Source organism: Micromonospora endophytica (assembly GCF_003236305.1).
In the GTDB taxonomy this organism is placed as follows: domain Bacteria; phylum Actinomycetota; class Actinomycetes; order Mycobacteriales; family Micromonosporaceae; genus Micromonospora; species Micromonospora endophytica.
Genome location: NZ_POTX01000107.1, coordinates 1 through 18,983 on the forward strand (window position 1 = coordinate 1; position 18,983 = coordinate 18,983).

General features: G+C 70.7%; 12 protein-coding genes. 7 read left to right on the top strand and 5 right to left on the bottom strand.

Features of this window, described 5'->3' with window-relative positions; genetic code table 11:
* The first annotated feature begins 21 nt into the window (after nt 1-21).
* Nucleotides 22-828 (top strand): Fpg/Nei family DNA glycosylase, encoded by an 807-nt coding sequence (locus tag C1I93_RS16660; RefSeq protein ID WP_111244213.1) that lies wholly within the window; start codon nt 22-24, stop codon nt 826-828.
* 54 nt (nt 829-882) lie between these two features.
* Here C1I93_RS16660 and C1I93_RS16665 read toward each other — a convergent pair whose 3' ends face one another.
* From C1I93_RS16665 to C1I93_RS16675, 3 genes are all read right to left on the bottom strand, one after another.
* Nucleotides 883-1,788, bottom strand: a complete 906-nt coding sequence (locus C1I93_RS16665) for an aminoglycoside phosphotransferase family protein (RefSeq protein WP_223256436.1) — start codon at nt 1,786-1,788, stop codon at nt 883-885.
* 133 nt (nt 1,789-1,921) lie between these two features.
* A complete protein-coding gene (locus C1I93_RS16670; RefSeq protein ID WP_111244214.1) occupies nt 1,922-3,343 on the bottom strand; it encodes a WGR domain-containing protein in 1,422 nt (473 codons plus the stop codon).
* Between the two features lie 53 nt (nt 3,344-3,396).
* Nucleotides 3,397-4,671: an ROK family transcriptional regulator gene (locus C1I93_RS16675; RefSeq protein WP_111244215.1), complete on the bottom strand. Its 1,275-nt coding sequence runs from the start codon at nt 4,669-4,671 to the stop codon at nt 3,397-3,399.
* 202 nt (nt 4,672-4,873) lie between these two features.
* Here C1I93_RS16675 and C1I93_RS16680 point away from each other — a divergent pair, with 202 nt between their 5' ends.
* From C1I93_RS16680 to C1I93_RS16705, 6 genes are all read left to right on the top strand, one after another.
* Entirely contained in the window at nt 4,874-6,376 is a 1,503-nt protein-coding gene (locus C1I93_RS16680; protein ID WP_111244216.1) for a sugar ABC transporter ATP-binding protein, read from the top strand.
* Nucleotides 6,373-7,398, top strand: coding sequence for an ABC transporter permease (locus C1I93_RS16685; protein ID WP_111244217.1), 1,026 nt, complete (start codon nt 6,373-6,375; stop codon nt 7,396-7,398). The genes C1I93_RS16680 and C1I93_RS16685 overlap by 4 nt, the downstream gene beginning before the upstream one ends.
* Entirely contained in the window at nt 7,395-8,408 is a 1,014-nt protein-coding gene (locus C1I93_RS16690) for an ABC transporter permease (protein ID WP_111244218.1), read from the top strand. Before C1I93_RS16685 ends, C1I93_RS16690 begins: the two co-directional genes overlap by 4 nt.
* A 31-nt stretch (nt 8,409-8,439) precedes the next feature.
* Complete coding sequence (locus C1I93_RS16695) at nt 8,440-9,615, top strand: ABC transporter substrate-binding protein (RefSeq protein ID WP_111244219.1); 1,176 nt, start codon at nt 8,440-8,442, stop codon at nt 9,613-9,615.
* On the top strand, nt 9,612-10,466 hold the full coding sequence (locus C1I93_RS16700) for a sugar phosphate isomerase/epimerase family protein (protein ID WP_111244220.1): 855 nt from the start codon (nt 9,612-9,614) through the stop codon (nt 10,464-10,466). Before C1I93_RS16695 ends, C1I93_RS16700 begins: the two co-directional genes overlap by 4 nt.
* Nucleotides 10,467-10,564: 98 nt before the next feature.
* A complete protein-coding gene (locus C1I93_RS16705) occupies nt 10,565-16,123 on the top strand; it encodes a ThuA domain-containing protein (RefSeq protein ID WP_111244221.1) in 5,559 nt (1,852 codons plus the stop codon).
* A 109-nt stretch (nt 16,124-16,232) separates the two neighbouring features.
* Here the strand turns inward: C1I93_RS16705 and C1I93_RS16710 are convergent, their stop codons facing one another.
* Together C1I93_RS16710 and C1I93_RS16715 are read right to left on the bottom strand one after the other, a co-directional pair.
* Nucleotides 16,233-17,603, bottom strand: a complete 1,371-nt coding sequence (locus tag C1I93_RS16710; protein ID WP_111244222.1) for an FAD-dependent oxidoreductase — start codon at nt 17,601-17,603, stop codon at nt 16,233-16,235.
* A gap of 13 nt (nt 17,604-17,616) precedes the next feature.
* Nucleotides 17,617-18,771, bottom strand: coding sequence for a carboxylate-amine ligase (locus C1I93_RS16715; protein WP_111244224.1), 1,155 nt, complete (start codon nt 18,769-18,771; stop codon nt 17,617-17,619).
* Nucleotides 18,772-18,983 lie beyond the last annotated feature (212 nt).

Here is an 18,983-nt window from a genome sequence, read left to right on the forward strand (position 1 = left end):
GGGTGGCTACGCTTGGTGGTTGTGCCAGAAGGACACACCATTCATCGCCTGGCGGCCCGGCACGCCGAGCTGTTCGCCGGGGACAAGGTGCTCGTCGCCAGCCCGCAGGGCCGCTTCACCGAGGGTGCCGCGCTGCTCTCCGGCACCGTGCTGGAACATACCGAGGCGTACGGCAAGCATCTGCTGCACCACTACGCCGGTGAGCTGATCCTGCACGTACATCTCGGGTTGTACGGCAAGGTCACCGACGGTGACGGCGAGCCGCCGGAGCCGGTGGGGCAGGTCCGGCTGCGACTGGTCAGCGACCGGCACTGGCTCGACCTGCGCGGGCCGACCGCCTGCGAGGTGTTCACTCCACCCGAGGCGGCGGCGCTACGCGCCCGGCTGGGCCCCGACCCGTTGCGTGCCGACGCCGACCCGGAGCGGGCATACGCCCGGATCGTGCGCAGCGCGACGCCGCTGGCGGCGCTGCTGCTGGACCAGTCGGTGGTGGCCGGCACCGGTCTGATCTTCGTGACCGAGGCGCTGTTCCGCGCCGGACTCTCGCCGACCCGGCCCGGCCGCAAACTGACCCGAGCCGGCTGGGACACCCTCTGGGCCGACCTGGTGGAGCTGATGACTCTTGCCGTCGGCACCGGCCGGATCGACACCGTCCGCCCCGCGCACCTGCCCGAGGCGATGGGCCGCCCGGCCCGGGTCGACCGGCACGGAGGAGAGGTGTACGTCTACCGGCGTGCCGGCCAGCCGTGCCACGTCTGCGACATCCCGGTCAGCCGCGGCACCATCACCGGCCGGAACCTGTACTGGTGCCCTGGCTGCCAGGTGTAAGGAGGGGCCCCCTGTTAACGCCTGGTGTATAGCAGGGGGCCCCTCCTAACATTTTCACCGCTCGCCGAGCAGCCAGCGGACCACCTCGATGTGGTCGTGGAAGACCTTGTCCCCGCCGATGCTCCAGGCCATCGTGTGGCCGATCGTCCAGCCGCGCACCCGTTCGCGGTCGAGCCCCAGTTCGGCGCTGAGCCGGTCCAGTCGGCGGCGGACCGCTGTGGCGGAGTGCCCCAGCTCGGTGCCGCGCACCATCGGCACCAGCGAGAACTCGCGCTCGCCGAGGAGCGGCTTCGGATCGATCACCAGCCAGGGCTCGCGCTCGGCCCGCAGCACGTTGGCGGCGTGCAGATCCTGGTTGACCAGCACCTGCGCCCCCTGGCTGCCGGCCAGTCCGGCCAGTAGGTCGAGCGCCAGATCGACGAAACGGCGATCGTACGGCCGACCGGTCCGCTCCCACGCGGCCGGCAGCCGCACCGTCCAGCCGGCCACCGCGTCGACAAGCGTCGTGAACGGCTGCCCGGATGGCACACCCGCATCGACCGGCGCCACCGGCACCCAGAGCCGGGGAAGCAGGCCCACCATCACGTCGAGCGCGTCGTCCAGCGGCAGCGCGTGCAGTGGCGTGCCGGGGTCGCAGCGTTCCACCAGCAGCGCCCGCCGGTCGGGATCGTGGGCGAGCAGCCGGACCGCGCCCTCGCCCCGCCAGTGTCGTAGCGCGGTCGCCTCGTGCGCGCTCTCCTGGTCGGGGAACTGCAGTTTCAGCACCGCGCGGGTGCCGTCCGGCAGGTCGGCGGGCACCACCAGGGAGGTCATGCCGTACCCGAAGGGTGGGCCGACCCGCAGCGACCACCGCGCGGCGCAGGTGGCCAACCGCTCCGGCAGCCCGGCCAACCACTCCGGGCCGCCGGCCATGGCGCGTAACCAGCCCAACTCGTCGGGAATCCGCAGCGCGTCGGTCACCGGCTCATGGTGGCGGGGTCCGGCCTACCGCCACAACCGGGACCAGCCACGCCCCGGCCGCCGCTGGGCAGCCACGCCTCGGCCGCCGCTGGGCAGTCACGCCCCGGCCGCGGCTGGGCGGCGGCGGCCACCGTCAGCGCAGCCGACGGATGTCGCCGTACGCGCGGTAGAAGCCGCCCCGGCCGGACTCGCGGACCTCGGTGACCAGGTAGCGGGCACCGGGCTCGCGGATGCCCTTGGGGAACTGCACCGACCAGTCCCGGTGGTAGCCGGTGGAGAGGACCTGCACCCGCAGCCGGCCGGCCCGCTCGACGCACTCCACGATCACCCCGTCACCGGTGTCGCCGACCACCTCGACCTGGGTGTACGCGGCCGGTTCCGGCAGCCGGGCCGGGGCCTTGACGTCGACCACCTCGGGCACGCTGCCCGCCTCGGCCGCCCGGATCGCCGGCTCGCTGGCGTCCACGCAGGCCAGGTAGCCGCCGGTGGTCACCAGGTAGAGGCGCTGGTCGTGGTACTGCATGGAGTAGGCCGAACCGCAGCCGGTGCCGAGCTTCCACAGCCGGGTGCCGTCTTCGGCGAAACAGTAGATCGAGGACTGGCTGTCGCCGGCGAAGACGTACCGCCCGTCGGCGGCGGTGGCGCAGGAGAAGACCGGCGCGTCCGCGCGGTAGGTCTGCGCCGCCCGGCCGTTCTTGCCGATCCGCACCACCTCGCGGGTGGCGGTGCCGGCGAACACGGCGTCCCGCTCCTGCCAGCCGAACAGCACCGACCCGGTCCGGGTGTGCCACAGCTCCTGCCCGGTGCGCCAGTCGTAGCCACTCACCCCGGTCGAGTCGCCGTGGTAGACCGCGTCGGTGTCGCAGCGCACCATCCACGCCGACCGGCCGCGCCCGGCCCGGCGCCAGAGGAACTCGTCCTCGTGGTCGATGGCGGCGATGCCGCCGCCGGCGTCGGAGACGCCCAGCACGCCGTCGTGGATGTCCAGCCAGTAGATGTCGATGTCGGGGGCGATAGCGTACGCCACCCGGGGGATCTTGCCGGAGAGGTCGTAGACGTTCCCGTCGTCGCAGCCGGCGTAGATCCAGGCGTCGTCGGCCACTATGCACTTCACCCCGTCGGGCAGCCGGACCTGGTCCAGCACCCGCGCGTCGTGGTCGAGAGTGGTGATCACTCCCCACTCGTTGCCCACCATGCAGGTGCGCCCGTCGATGAAGATGCCGAACGCGGGCGCGCCGGAGTCGTACCGCCAGAGCACCGGGGCGGTGCGGGCGGTGGAGCGGGTGCTGACGATCTGTCGCCGGGAGACCGCGCGCTTCTGGCGCACGCCAGGCACCGCCGGGGCGTATCCCTTGCGGACCTTCTCACCGATCTTCTTCGCCGCGGCGGCCCGCGCCCGCGCGTTGTCGGGATAGCCGGTGGTCTTCACCTGGCCCTGGTCGCCGATCCGGCCGTAGCGCACGGTCAACGTGGCGTCGTCGACCACCACCTCGTAGAACTTGTGCGCGGAACCGTCCACTTCGGACAGTTCGAGGTAGGTCGTCTCCTGCGACATGAGGGGGCCTCCGAGGGGTTGGCGACCAGCCCTGACTGGGCGGCGCGCACACGCTAACCCCCGCCACCGACAAAGACGGTGGCCTCGTTCGTCGGATTCGACCGCCTGCTGCCGTCGGTGTCTTCCGCCCGCCCGGCACCCTGACCACCTGACGGCTGGGCCAGCTGGCGGTCGAGCACGGCGGGGGACAGGACGTGCCGGACGACCATTGACGCGGCACCGACGACGCCGGCATTCGCGCCGGCCTGTGAGGTGACGATGCGCAGGCGTTCGGTGGCCAGCGGCAGGGAGCGGCGGTAGATCGATTCCCGTACGCCCGCCAGCAGCATCTCTCCTGCCTGTGCGAGCGCCCCGCCGACCACGATCAGCGATGGGTTGAACAGGCTGACGCAGGTGGCCAGCACCTCGCCGATGTCCCGGCCGGCCTGCCGCACCGCTTGGCCGGCGATCAGGCTGCCGGCCTGCACGAGGGCCACCACGTCAGCGTTGTTCGTCGCGTCGAGACCGGCGTCGTGAAGTTTCGCGGCGATGGCGGGGCCGCTGGCCACGGCCTCCAGGCAGCCGCTGTTGCCGCAGCGGCAGCGTACGTCGCCCCCGTGCGGGGCCAGGATGTGCCCGAGGTCGCCGGCCGCGCCGACGTCGCCCCGGTGCAGTTGGCCGTTGCTGATCAGGCCGGAACCGATGCCGGTCGCGACCTTGACGAAGATCATGTGGGCCTCGTCGGCGAAGCAGCGGACGTGTTCCCCGAGCGCCATCAGGTTGACCTCGTTGTCCACCAGGACCGGTACGGCGAAGTCGGCGGCGATCCGCGCGGGCACGTCGTACCCGTTCCAGCCCGGCATTATCGGCGGATGGGTCGGCTTGCCGGTCGAGTGCTCGACCGGGCCGGGCAGCCCGATGCCGACGCCGGCGATGGGAGCGGTGGGGGCGTGGCTGGCGCGCATCCGTCGCCAGGCCTCGACGAGCAGGCCGAGCACCGGGTCGGGGCCGTCGGCGATATCCAGCGCGAGCCGCTCGACGGTCAGCGGCTCGCCGGTCAGGTCGGCGATGGCGACGGTGGCATGGGTGGCACCGACGTCGGCCGCCAGCACCACCCGTGCGCGGGCGTTGAACACGAACCTGCTCGCGGGTCGGCCGCCGGTGGCGGCGTCGTTGCCACCGCCGGTCACCAGGCCGGCGTCCATCAGCGCGTCGAGCCGCTGGCGCACCGTCGACCGGGCCAGTCCGGTCTCGGTGGCCAGTTCGCCACGGGTGCGTGCCTGGCCGTCGCGCAGCAACTCCAGCAACTCGGCTGGCGATGCCGCAGCGGCGTTTTGTCCAAGGTTCATCACTCAATTAAAGCCGATCGGCCGCCCTTCAGTCGCCGAGCGCTCCTCTTTGGAGGTTCAGGATCCCACTATGGACAACTGATCGATATCTTTCGTTGACTGGCGACATAAGTAGACCCTACTGTCGTCGCATGTCTGTGACCGATCTAATACCTGCGTCTCGTGGACCCGGATCCGCGCAGCAGACATTGCGGGTGCCGGCATGACGACCGGCACCACGACGAGCGTACGGCTGACTGGGATCAGCAAGTCCTTCCTCGGCGTACCGGTGCTGCGCGGTGTGGACCTTCAGCTGCGCGGCGGCGAGGTGCACGCGGTGATGGGCGAGAACGGCGCGGGCAAGTCCACGCTGCTCAAGGTGCTGGCCGGGGTGCACCGGCCGGACAGCGGCAGGATCGAGGTCGACGGCGGCGAGGTGTCCTTCGCCGGTCCCAGCGACGCGCAGCGGGCCGGCATCGCGATCATCCACCAGGAATTCACGCTGCTGCCGCATCGCAGCGTCGCCGAGAACGTCTACCTCGGCCGTGAGCCGGTCCGGCGGATGCAGGTCGACCAGCGGCGTATGGAGGCCGACACCCGTGAACTGCTGGACTGGCTCGGTGAGGACGGGATCGATCCGACCGTCCCCGTCTCGTCGCTGTCGGTCGCCCAGCGGCAGGTCGTGGAGATCGTCAAGGCCCTGTCGACAGACGCCCGGGTGCTGGGCATGGACGAGCCCACCGCCGCGCTCGCCGATCACGAGGTGGAACTCCTCTACGACCTGGTGCGCCGGCTGCGCGAACGGGGGATCGCGATCCTCTACGTGTCACACCGCATGCGCGAGGTGTTCGACCTCTCCGACCGGATCACCGTGCTCAAGGACGGCCAGCTCGTCACCTGCGCGCCGACCAGCGAGCTGACCTCGGAGGATCTCGTCCGGCACATGGTCGGCCGCGACCTGGGTGAGTACTACCCGGACCGGGCGGCCCCCGACGACCTCGGGCCGGTCCGCCTCGCGTTGCGTGGTGCCGGCAACGCCCGGGTCCGCGACCTGAATCTTGAGGTACGCGCGGGGGAGATCGTCGGCCTGGCCGGGCTGCAGGGCTCCGGCCGCTCGGCGGTGGCGCGGGCGGTCTTCGGTGTCGAACCGTTCACCCGAGGCGCGATGGAGGTGGACGGGGCGGCGCACCGGGTGACCCGACCCCGCACCGCGGTGCGCCTCGGCATCGCCCTGGTCACCGAGGACCGCAAGGGCGACGGACTGGCCCTTCGCCAATCCGTACGCGACAACGCCCTGCTGGTGCGCCGCGCTGCGCTGCGCGGTGCCCGCTCCCGCGCGAAGTCCGACGTGTCGGCGCTGCTGGACAAGGTGACAGTGGTCGCCCGCGGCGAGCACCAGGAGGTGCGCTTCCTCTCCGGCGGCAACCAGCAGAAGGTCGTGCTCGCCAAGTGGCTCGCGGTCGAGCCGATGGTGCTGCTCGTCGACGAGCCGACGCGCGGCATAGATGTCGGCGCGAAGCGGGCCGTGCACGAGTTGCTCCGCGATCTCGCGAAGCGCGGCGTGGCGGTACTGATGATCTCCTCGGAGCTGCCCGAACTGATCGGGATGAGCGACCGGATCCTCGTCATGCACGACGGTGCGCTGGCCGGTGAGCTACCTGCCGGCGCGAGCGAGGGGGCAGTGATGGCGCTGGCCACCGGACACGGGATCGGTGACGTGGCGTGAGCACACTTCAGGAAAACACCGTACCGGCCACTTCGCGGGCCACCCCGCCGGCAGCGCGCCGGCGACTCCACCCGACAGCCATCGTCTATCTCGCCCTCGTCGCCCTGCTCGTGGTGGGCAGCGTGCTGGTCGGGTTGCGGGGCGAGGTGCTGCTCGACCAGACCGGCATCCTCAACATCCTCACCCGGGCCACCGCGCTCGGCCTGGTGGCGATAGGACAGACGATGGTGATCCTCACCGGATCCCTCGACCTGTCCGTGGCCTACCTGGTCGGTCTCACCTCGCTGATCGCGGCGGAGACGATGGCCGGGCAGGACGGCATGGTGCTACCCGGCGTGCTGCTCGCGCTCGCCGTGGCCGCCGGTGTCGGTCTGGTCAACGGGCTCGTCATCACCGTCCTCAAGGCCCACGCGTTCATCGCGACGCTCGGCGTGGCGCTGATCCTGCGCGGTTACCTCGAGGACAACTACACCGGCCCGGCCGGCGACGTGCCACGTGCGTTCCAGCACCTCGGTTACGACCGGATCGGGCCGATACCGGTGGCGGCGCTGCTCATGTTGGCCGTCGCCGCACTGTGCTGGTGGTACCTCAAGCGGACCCGCCCGGGCTACCACATGTACGCCGTCGGCGGCGACATCGAGGTGGCCCGGCTGTCCGGGGTGCGGACCCGGCGGACCATCGTCACCGCGCACGTGCTCTGCTCGGTCGCCGCCGGCCTCGCCGGGATCTATCTCGCCAGCCGCCTGGGCTCCGGCGCGCCGTACGTCGGCACCGAAGCCGGGTACGACCTGGAGTCGATCGCCGCCGTCGTGCTCGGCGGGACGCTGCTCGCCGGCGGCCGGGGCGGCATCGCCGGCACCATCGGCGGCGTTCTGATCCTGGCCACCCTGGACACGATCTTCGACGCCCTCGAGGTCAACCCGTTCTTCAAGGACGTGGTGCGCGGTGTCGTACTCGTGACCGCCGTCGCGCTCTACGCCCGGCGCATGGCGGCCAATCGCGCCCACGGGAGGTTGTCATGACCTGGCGTCCCCGCCTGGCCGAGGGCACCGCGCCGGCGCTGCTCTTCCTGCTCCTGCTGCTGATCGGCCTGGCCATCGTCGGCCCGGCCTACAGCGAGCCCGCCGGCTACCTGGCACTGCTCAAACGAGCCGCGCCGCTGATGATCCTCGCGATCGGGCAGTACCTGGTCATCGTCTCCGGCGGCTTCGACCTGTCGGTGGGCGCACTGGTGACCGCCGGGGTGGTCATCGCGGCGCGGCTGATCGACGGCAACAACTCGGCGACGGCCTGGGTGATCCCGCTCGTACTCGGGTTCGGCCTGCTGGTCGGCCTGGTCAACGGGCTGATCACGACGAAGCTCCTGGTGCCGTCGTTCATCGTCACGCTCGGCATGCTGCTCGTGTTGGACGGCGCGACGTTCCTCTGGACCGGTGGTGCCCCACGTGGCGCGCTCTCCGAGGGGTTCCGGATGTTCGGGCGCGGCAGCGCGGACGTCCCGGTGCTCGGCGCGGTCCCGTGGTCGGTGCTCATTCTGCTGGCGATCCTGGTGGCCGCGGTGCTGTTCATGCGCGGCGGCACCGGTCGGGCGCTGGTGGCGGTCGGCGACAACGAAGCCACCGTGCGACTGGCCGGCGGTCAGGTCGACCGGCTCCGGCTGCTCGCCTTCACCCTCTCCGGGCTGCTCGCCGCAGTCGCCGCGATCCTGCTCGGTGGCTTCGCCGGCGTCTCGGCGCAGGTCGGCAACGGCCTGGAGTTCCGGGCGATCACCGCCGTCGTGTTGGGCGGCGTGCTCCTCGGCGGTGGACGGGGGTCGGTGGTGGCTGCCGCCGCTGGCGCGCTGTCCCTGGAGGCCCTGTTCACGCTGCTGAATCTGCTCGGCGTCAGCGGCGCCCTCAAGTCGGCAGTACAGGGCGTGATCATCATCGTCGCCGTCGCCTACGCATCACTCGGCGGCGGTGTGCGGCAACGGCTGCGGTTGTGGCCGAAACCACGGGACAGCGTGCGATCCGCGCAGCCCGCCTCCTCCTGATGTCCCCCAGCGCGTAAGGAGATCAACGCTAATGACCAAGAGATGGTCCGTGGTGGTCGTGGCGGGCGCCCTCGCACTCGCCGGGTGCTCCAGCGACCTGCCGACCGACAACACTCCTGGCGACCCGCCGTCGAGTGCGGACGCCGTCAAGTCGGAGTTCTTCGACCAGGCCGAATACGACCGTCAGCTGGCGTTCCGCACCGCCACCCCGCAGGGCCCGGACGGCAAGCCGTGGGAACAGATGCTCGATCCGGAGCTGGTCGACACGGCCAAGTTCGCCAAGCCCGACGGCAACTACACCCTCTGCTTCTCCAACGCCGCGGTGAACAACCCGTGGCGGCAGGTCGGCTACCAGACCATGCAGGAGGAGGTGAAGCTGCACTCGGAGATCAGCACCTTCACCGTGCTCGACGCGGAGGGCAAGGACGACAAGCAGATCAGTGACATCCAGTCGCTGACCGCCAAGAACTGCTCCGCGATCATCATTTCGCCGAACACCACCGCCACGCTGACGCCCGCCGTCGAGCAGGCGTGCGCGTCCGGCGTACCGGTGATCGTCTTCGACCGCGGCGTCAACACCGACTGCCCGGTCACCTTCATCCACCCCATCGGCGGCTTCGCCTTCGGTGCCGACGGTGCGGAGTTCCTGAAGGAGAAGGTCAAGCCGGGCGGCAAGGTCCTCGCCCTGCGCATCCTGCCCGGCGTGGACGTGCTCGAACAGCGGTGGGCGGCCGCCAACGAGATCTTCGCCGGCAGTGAACTCGAGGTCGCCGGGGTGGAGTTCACCGACGGCGACGCGGCCAAGACCAAGAGCATCGTCTCCGACTATCTCCAGCGCCTGGGCCAGATCGACGGCGTGTGGATGGACGCCGGCGCGACGGCCGTCGCCGCGGTCGAGGCGTTCCAGGACGCCGGGGTCGCCGTGCCCCCGGTGGTCGGCGAGGACCAGCAGGACTTCCTGCGGCTGTGGGTGGACGAGAGCCTGACCGCCGTAGCGCCCACCTACCCCACCTACCAGTGGCGCACCCCGGTCATCGCGGCGCTGAAGATCCTCAAGGGCGAGCAGGTGCCGAAGGAGTGGGTGCTGCCGCAGCCGCGGATCACCGGCGACAACGTCGCGTCGTACGTCAAGCAGGACATGCCGCCGCTGCACTACGCGATGTGCGGCTGTGAGGAGATGCCGGGCTACCCGGGGCCGTGGAAGTGAGCAAGCATCAACTCGGGGTCAACACCTGGGTGTGGCACTCACCGTTGACCGACGCGACCTTGGCCGCCCTCGCGGCCAAGGTCGCGGGGTGGGGCTTCGACGTGCTCGAACTCCCGGTGGAGAACCCGGGTGACTGGGATGCGCGGCGGGCGGCCCAGGTGCTCGCCGATCACGGACTCGGCGCCACGGTATGCCTCGTGATGCCACCCGGTCGCGAGCTGATCGCCGCGGATGAGAGCACCATCCGGTCCACCCAGGACTATCTGCGTGCCGTGGTGGACGCCGCCGCGACGGTCGGCTCGCCGGTGATCGCCGGGCCGGCGTACGCGTCGGTCGGCCGGACCTGGCGGCTGTCACCCGCCGAGCGCGCCGCCGCGTACGACCAGCTGCGGGAGAGCCTCGCACCGGTCGTCGAGTACGCGGGTGCCGCCGGTGTCACGGTGGCCGTCGAGCCGCTCAACCGGTACGAGACGAGTCTGCTCAACACCGTCGGCCAGACCCTGGAGGCGATCGGCGAGCTGCCGCACTGCGGGGTCGCGCTCGACCTCTACCACCAGAACATCGAGGAGACGGACATCCCGGCGGCGATCCGTGCCGCCGCCGGCCGGGTGGCCCACGTTCAGGTGTGCGGCAACGACCGCGGCGCTCCTGGCACCGACCACCTGGACTGGCCGACGATCCTCACCGCTGTCGGCGAGGCGGGCTACCGCGGTCCGCTCTGCATCGAGTCGTTCACCGCGGAGAACGCGACGATCGCCACCGCCGCCTCCATCTGGCGCCCTCTCGCCGCCAGTCAGGACGCGATCGCCGTGGATGGCCTGACGTTCCTGCGGGGGGTGATGACGCCCTAGCGCGACGGCGAACTTCACACCAGCCCGACGGCGCCGGCACGCCGCACGGTCACGCCCACACCAGTAGATTCTCGCGTCCGGAGAGAGGCCCCCATCTCATGAACGTGACCTGGCGTCCCCGCTGGGGACGGATACTCGCCCTGCCGGTTGCCGGTGCCCTCGCGCTGTCCATGATCAGTCCGCCGCCGGCGGTCGCCCAAGAGGCCGGCCAAGACCAAGCCCACGTGTTGATCTTCACCAAGACCACCCAGTTCCGGCACACCGAGGCCATCGACCAGGGCGTGCCCGTGCTGCGAGCCGCCTTCGCCGAGGCCGGCATCACCTCGCAGCACACCGAGGACTCCTCGATCTTCAACGACGCCGACCTCGCGCAGTTCGACGCCCTGGTGATGTTCCAGGCCTCCGGCGACCCGTGGACCGCCGACCAGAAGGCGGCGATGGAGCGCTACATGCAGGCCGGCAACGGCATCGTCGCCATCCACAACGCCACCGACATGCGCGGGAACTACCCGTGGTGGGACAACATGATCGGCGCGTTGATGCCCGGCCACGCCGCCACCGGCAGCAGCCCCGGTCTGCCGGGCACCGTCCGCGTCGAGGACCACAGTCACCCGTCGACAAGTCACCTGCCGCAGCGGTGGCAGCGTGCCGACGAGTGGTACAACTACTCGCTCAACGTCCGCGGCAACGCGCACGTGCTCGCGACGATGGACGAGACGACGTACGACCCGGGCGGCAACGCCATGGGCTACGACCACCCGATCTCCTGGTGCAAGCCGTACGACGGTGGCCGCGCCTGGATGACCGGCATGGGTCACTTCGGCGCCCACTACACCGGCGAGACGCCGCTGGTGAAGCACATCCTCGGTGGTGTGGAGTGGGCCGCCGGGACAAAGCCGGGCGACTGCTCCGGCACCGACTGGAGCACGTACGAGCGGGTCCCGCTGGACCAGAACACCAGCGCCCCCTTTGCCATGGACGTCGCGCCGGACGGCCGGGTCTTCTACACCGAACTGGTGCGCGGCCAGATCCGGGTGTACGACCCGCGGACCAGGACGACCAAGACCGCGATCACGATCCCGGTCTACTCCGGCGGTGAGGACGGCCTGCTCGGCATCGCGCTCGACCCGGACTTCGCCGAGAACGGCCACCTCTACATCTACTACTCGCCGGCGAGCAGCAACGACAGCGACCCGGCGAACTTCTTCAACCGCCTGTCGCGTCTCACCGTCGGGCCGGACTCGCAGATCGACCGGGCCACCGAGAAGGTCCTGCTCGAGGTGCCGGCGCGGCGGCTGCCCGACGAGCCTGGTCACACCGGTGGTGGTCTCGCCTTCGACCCGGACGGAAACCTCTACCTCGGCGTCGGCGACGACGTGAACCCGCACTCCGAGCCGTCCGGCGGTTACGCGCCACTGTCCGAGCGCACCGGCACCTTCCACGACGCGCGGGAGACCTCGGCCAACACCAACGACCTGCGCGGCAAGCTGCTGCGGATCCGCCCCGAGCCGGACGGCACCTACTCCATCCCGGCGGGCAACCTGTTCGCGCCGGGCACGGCGAAGACCCGGCCGGAGATCTACGCCATGGGCTTCCGCAACCCGTTCCGGTTCTCGGTCGACCCGAAGACCGGCGCCGTCGGCATGGCGGACTACTCGCCGGACAACAGCAACGACAACCCGGACCGCGGTCCCGCCGGCATCGCCGAGTGGAACCTCATCACCGAGCCGGGCTTCTACGGCTGGCCGCTCTGCATGGGCAACAACGAGCCGTTCCGGGACGTGGACTACCGGACCAGCCCGGTGACGGTCGGAGCGTACTTCGACTGTGATCGCCCGATCAACGACTCGGTGCGCAACACCGGCCTGACCGAGCTGCCGCCCGCCAAGCCGGCGAACATGTGGTACGGCTACAAGCGCTCCTCGGTGCCGTCGGTCATCCCGCAGGGCGGTGGCCTGGCCCCGATGGGCGGCCCGTTCTACCAGTACGACCCGGACCTGGAGTCGGACACCAAGTTCCCGCAGTACTACGACGGCAAGCCGTTCTTCTACGAGTGGGCGCGGAACAGGATGTACTCGATCATCCCGAACGGGCAGGGCGGGGTCGAGAAGGTCAATCCGTTCCTGCCACAGCAGCAGTTCCTCGCGCCCATCGACTCCAAGTTCGGCCCCGAGGGCTCGATGTACGTGCTGGACTGGGGTGGCGGCTTCGGCCGGGACAACCCGAACTCGGGGCTCTACCGGATCGACTACATCTCCGGATCGCGCTCACCCACCGCGAAGATCAGCGCCTCGCCCGACTCCGGCCAGGCGCCACTTGCTGTCGAGTTCGACGGTTCGGGCAGCACCGACCCGGAGGACGAGCAACTGCGCTACGAGTGGGACTTCACAAGTGACGGCGAGGTCGACTCCACCGAGCTGAAGCCCACCTTCACCTACACCACGAACGGCGTCTACAACGCCCGGCTCACGGTGACCGACCCGCACGGCAAGACCGGCACCACCACGGTGCCGATCACGGTCGGCAACACCCGACCCGAGGTGACCTTCAACCTGCCGCCCAACGGCGCGTTCTTCGACTTCGGTGACGAGATCAGCTGGAACCTCTCGGTCGACGATGCCGAGGACACCCAGATCAACGACGCCGACGTGGTGATCCAGCCGGCGTTGGGCCACGACGAGCACGCACACCCGGCCGAACCGCTGCACGGGCGCACCGGCTCGGTCGTCACCGCCCTCGGTGGTGGGCACGGCGAGGACATGAACGTCTTCTACGTGCTCGACGGTCGCTACACCGACTCGGGCGGCGCGGGTGACATCCCGAGCCTGACCGGTTCGGACATCAGCCTGCTGTACCCGAAGCTGCGCGAGGCGGAGTTCTTCGGCAACTCGTCGAACGTGACTGTCGCGCCGTCCCGCGACATCGAGGGACACGCCGACTCGATCGCCGGCCAGAACGGCGCCTGGGCGTCGTACGACCCGGTCAGTCTGTTCCAGGTGGATCGGTTGATCCTGCGCGTCTCGGCGGCTAGCGCCGGACAGATCCAACTGCGGCGGGACGCGCCCGACGGTGAGCTGCTCGGCACCGCGCAGGTGCCGGCGACCACCGGCGGCGGCTACGTCGACGTCCCGGTCACGGTCTCCGACCCGGGCCAGTCGTTCACCCTGTACGTGGTGTTCCCCGGCGCGGGCGAGCGGCGGCTGAACTTCATCGAGGCCGACGGCAAGGGGGCCTCGCCGACGAGCAAGCCGAAGGTCGCGGTGACCGCCCCGACCCCGGCCGACGAACTGGAGCCGGGCGAGATCCAGGTGACCGCCGACGCGAGCGACGCGGAGAACACCATCACCGGCGTCGAGTTCTTCGTCGACGGCACCTCGATCGGCACCGACACCACCGCCCCGTACTCGGTGACCTGGAACGTGACCGGCGAGAAGCGCTACCAGCTGACCGCGGTCGCGACGAACGACAAGGGCCACCAGACGAAGTCCCGCGTCGTGCCGGTCGAGGTCGGCGACCTCTACGGCGCCTGGCAGACCTTCACCAACACCACCGCCACCTTCGACCGGCCGGACCAGGACACCTGGACCGTCAAGGCCGGCGGGGCGAACATGTGGCAGGGCACCGACCAGTACGGCGCGGTGTACCTGCCGGCAGCCGCCGGTGACACCTGGACCGCCACGGTGAAGATCGAGAGCCAGACGAACACGCACAACTCCGCCAAGGCCGGCCTGATCGTCCGCAACGACATCACCCGACCCGGCAGCTCGCCCGGGTACGCGGCGATGACACTGCGGGCGGGATCCGGGTTCGAGTGGCTGCGCGACACCGACGGCAACGGTCAGCTCGATGCCAGCACCGGCGCCAGCACGACGAGCTACCCGTCCTGGGTACGGATCGTGCGGGACGGCGGGAACTACTACGGCTACTGGAGCAAGGACGGGACATCGTTCACCCCGGTCGGTGACCCGGTGACGCTGCCCGGCGCGGCCAGCCAGCAGGACATCGGCCTCGCGGTCACCGCGCACCACGCGTCGGCCATCAGCGAGGTGACGTTCTCCGGGTTCACGCTTGTCGACGAGGCATGGCACCCGGCACCGCCGGAGACCGCACCGGGCTGTGTCGTCCGCAGCTCGGACGACTTCGACGGCGACACGCTGGACACCACTCGGTGGAGCCGGGTACGCAACGCCCCGAACCTGCCGGTGCGGGTCACCAGCGGCGGCCTGGTCCTGCCGGTCACCACCGGTGACATCAACGAGGAGAACGTGGGGCCGATCAGCTACGTCGGTCAGCGCGCGCGGACCGGAGCGTGGACGATCACCACGAAGGTGACGGTTGCCCACGACCGCGAGTGGCAGCACGCCGGTCTGCTCATGCACGGCAGCGACGACGACTACGTCAAGCTGGCATTCACCCGCAACGCATCGGGTGGCCGGATCATGGAGTTCCAGACCGAGGCCGGCGGGACGCGGAGCTGGCACGCCAACGTCGGCGTACCGGCGGGCTTCCCCGCCACCGCGCACCTGCGACTGGTCAGCGACGGAGCGAAGCTGACCGCGGCGTACTCCGCCGACGGCCAGGCCTGGACCGCACTCGCCGGCTCCGCCACCGTGATCCCGAACGCGACAGTCGGACTCATGGCCGCCGGGGACGTCGGCACGTCGCGGGTCACCGCCGTGTTCGACAACTTCACCCTGACGCCGGACGGCACTGACGACGGTGTCCGTACGCCCGGCGACGAGTTCGACGGCAGCACTGTCGACGGCTGCCGCTGGAACGCGGTCGTCCGGTACGACTCGACGACTGTCGCGGTGAGCAACGGCGCCCTGCGCATCGAGACCCAGCCGGGTGACATCAACGGCACCAACAACTCGGCGCGGAACGTCATCCTGCAACAGATCCCCGCGGACGTCGCCGCCGGCGACTGGACGATCGAGACCAAGCTGACCCCGACCATGCTGCACCAGTGGCAGCTTGCCGGGTTCCTGGTCTACGGCAACGACGACAACTACGTGAAGTTCGACGTGGTGGCGAACAACGCCGCCGGAACGCGGCCCGACCTGCGTGCCGAGCTGGTCTCGGAACGCAACGCGCAGTTCGGCAACGGCGGCAACCGGTCGATCGACCTCGCCGACACCTCCGAGAGTGGTTGGTACTACCTGCGGCTGAGCCGCAGTGGCAACAACTACTCGGCCCAGATCAGCGACGGCGGGATCAACTGGACCTCGCTCGGTGAGCCGGTCACCAACGACGCCGCGATGACCTCCTTCGGTCTGATGGCGTTGGGTCCGGAGCAGAGGCAGCCGGTCACTGTCGCCTTCGACTACTTCCGGATCCTGGAGAAGTCGGAGCTGCCCCTGACGGCCACCGCGCAGGTGCGGTGCGTGGCGGGCCGGGCGTACGTCGCGGTGCAGGCGACGAACGACCACGACGCGACGGTGAGCATCGCCCTGGAGAGTGCGTACGGCAACAGGGCCGCCGCCGACGTCGCGCCGGGCGCGAACGCTTTCCAGCAGTTCAACACCAGGACGACCGCGATCCCGGCCGGTTCGGCGACGGTCCGCGCCACCGGGACGCTCAACGGCACGGCGGTGACGACTGTCGTCACCAGGCAGTACGCGGCCGTCAACTGCGCCGACCCGCGCACCGCTCAGTAAGCGCACGCGACAACGGAGAAGCCGGTGAGTGGATGACGGCGAGCCGGTGTCGGCCGGCTCCCGACCGGTGCCGGAGCACGCCAGGCGTGCTCCGGCACTGCGCTTTCCGTCAGCGCGCCAGGGCGTCGGTGGCCTTGCGGGCGGCCACCAGCACCGGGTCCCAGACCGGGGCGTACGGCGGGGCGTAGCCGAGATCGAGGGCGGTCATGTCGTCCACCGTCATCCTGTTCCACAGCGCCACGGCCAACGTGTCGATCCGCTTCGCCGCCTCGGACCAGCCGACGATCTGCGCCCCGAGCAACCGGCCGCTGGGCCGCTCGGCGATCAGCTTCACCGTCATCGGCCGGGACCCGGGGTAGTAACCGGCGCGGTTCGTCGACTCGGCGATCACCGAGACGAACTCGAAGCCGGCGGCTGTGGCGTCCCGCTCGCGCAGCCCGGTGCGGCCCACCTCCAGGTCACAGACCTTCGTCACGGCCGTGCCGATCACCCCGGCGAAGGTGGCGTACCCGCCGCCGATGTTGATCCCGGCCACCCGGCCCTGCTTGTTGGCGTGGGTGCCGAGCGGGATGTGCACCGGCAGCCCACTGACCCGGTGCAGCGTCTCCACGCAGTCGCCGGCGGCCCACACCCCCGGCGTCCCGGTGACCCGCATCCGGCGGTCCACCCGGATCCCGCCGGTGGGCCCGAGCGGCAGGCCGGCCGCTTCGGCGAGCGCGGTGTTCGGGCGTACGCCGAGACCCAGGACCACCAGGTCGGTCGGGAGGTGGCCGGCGTCGGTCTGCACGCCGTACACCCGGCCGTCGCGTACGGCCAGCCCGGTGACCTCCACCCCGGTGCGGATGTCGACGCCCAACCCGCGCATCGCCTCGGTGACCAGGACGGCCATGTCCGGGTCCACTGTCGACACCGGCTGTTCGCCCCGCTCCAGCAGGGTCACCGACAGGCCGCGGAGCACCAACGCCTCGGCCATCTCCACACCGATGTAGCCGCCGCCGACCACCACCGCCCGCCGGGGCCGGGGCTCGGCCTCCAGCCACCGGCGCAGCGCCGAACCGTCGTCGAGCGTCTGCACGCCGAACACCCCGGCGGCGTCGGTCCGCGCCCAGTCCGGCTTGATCGGCACCGCGCCGGCCGCGTACATCAGGGTGTCGAAGCGCTCGCGGACCTCGCCGCCGCCGTCCAGGTCCCGGGCGACCACCTCGCGGCGGTCCAGGTCGATCGCGGTCACCTCGTGCCGCAGGCGTACGTCGATGTCGTACTGCTTGCGGTGGGTCTCCGGGTCCCGGGCCACCAACTGCTCGCGCTCGGGCACCAGACCACTGATCCAGTACGGGATGCCGCACGCCGAGTACGAGGTGAAGTGTCCCCGTTCGAACGCGACGATCTCCAGGTCGTTCCGGTCCCGGCGGCGGCGGGCCTGGGCGGCTGTCGCCATCCCGGCGGCGTCCGCGCCGACCACGATCATCCGTTCCGTCACGGGAACCCTCCTGTCACTGCGACAACTCACCCCGGGTCTGTCGCGCCACCTCCGACACCACATCTTCCAACCGGCCGGTGCGCGCGTACACGGAACGCTGCCGCGCCGCGCCGGTGCCGTGCTGGCGCAGCTGCTCCAGCAGCCTGGTCACCTCGGTGTGGTCGCCGTGCCGATCCAGGGCCGAGCCTAGTCGCCCGACCAGCTGGTGCAGCAGGTCCCAGGCCGGCCGCAGCTCGCCGCTGTGGGGGTCGACGGCGGCGCCCTCCATGCCGTCGTGCGCGGCTCGCCAGTGCGCGCCGACGAGCAGGTGGTGGTCGGTGGGCAGGGGCGGCCGGCCGGCGGCGATGTCGTCCAGCGCGGTCGCCACCAGCGCCCGGACCAGCGCGGCGACCAGCACCGCGTCGTCCACCGTCGGGCAGACATCGCCGATGCGCAGCTCGACCGTCGGGTACTTGGCCGACAGTCGGGCGTACCAGTAGAGCATTCCCTCGTCGAGCATCACGCCACTGTCGATCAGCTGCTGGATCAGCCGACGGTAGTGGTCGTGGTTGACCAGGTACGGGGTCGGTGCCACCGATGGCCAGCGTTCCCACTCGATCGAGCGCCAACTGGCGTACCCGGTGTCCTCGCTGCGGGAGAAGGGTGAGTTGGTGGTGACCGCGTGCAGGATCGGCAGCCACGGCCGGACGTGGTTGAGCACCTGCACGCCGGTGTCGGGGTCGGGTATCCCGACGTGGACGTGCATGCCGTTGTTGCCCGGCCCGGGGACCAGCAGCCGGTAGCGCTCGACCATCCGGTCGAAGCGGGGCTTGTCGACCACCGGCGGCACCGGGCCGTCGACCGGGCCGGTGCCGATCGCGAGCAGCCGTGCGCCGGCCCGCTCGGCGGCGTCGGCGAGCGCGGCGCGGAGCAGGTGCAGGGAGTGCCGGATCGAGGAGAGTTCCAGCCCGGGCGGGCTGCCGATCTCGATCTGGCTGGTCTGGAACTCCCGCTCCACCTGCCCTCGCAGCTCGGCGGGGACCTCGTCCAGCACCGCCTCGACCGCGGGCACCGCGACCCCGCTCTCCGGGTCGACAAGCAGGAATTCCTCCTCGACACCCACTGTGAGCAGGTCGGTCTCCACCGCTGCCGGGTTCGGAGCTGCCGCCGCCTGCCTGACCATCGCCATCACCGTCCGCTTCTGCCGGTGCGGTCCGTCCGCGCCCGGTCCGCCGGCATGTACCCGCTGCGGTGGGCGCGGGAAACGCCGCGCGCCGCGCATCGACATTGACAACTTCCGGGGTGGGACGTACAACTCCTCAGAGAGCGCTCTCTGAGCGTGTTCCCGTAGAGAGGCACCTCCATGGCACCTGTCCCGGCGGCCCCCGCCGCCCCCGTCCG

Bases quoted from the DNA above. Each gene is read 5' to 3' on its own strand.
- C1I93_RS16670 (WP_111244214.1), bottom strand. From the start codon at position 3,343: ATGTCGCAGGAGACGACCTACCTCGAACTGTCCGAAGTGGACGGTTCC.
- C1I93_RS16675 (WP_111244215.1), bottom strand. From the start codon at position 4,671: ATGAACCTTGGACAAAACGCCGCTGCGGCATCGCCAGCCGAGTTGCTG.
- C1I93_RS16680 (WP_111244216.1), top strand. From the start codon at position 4,874: ATGACGACCGGCACCACGACGAGCGTACGGCTGACTGGGATCAGCAAG.
- C1I93_RS16690 (WP_111244218.1), top strand. From the start codon at position 7,395: ATGACCTGGCGTCCCCGCCTGGCCGAGGGCACCGCGCCGGCGCTGCTC.
- C1I93_RS16715 (WP_111244224.1), bottom strand. From the start codon at position 18,771: ATGGCGATGGTCAGGCAGGCGGCGGCAGCTCCGAACCCGGCAGCGGTG.
- C1I93_RS16695 (WP_111244219.1), top strand. From the start codon at position 8,440: ATGACCAAGAGATGGTCCGTGGTGGTCGTGGCGGGCGCCCTCGCACTC.
- C1I93_RS16705 (WP_111244221.1), top strand. From the start codon at position 10,565: ATGAACGTGACCTGGCGTCCCCGCTGGGGACGGATACTCGCCCTGCCG.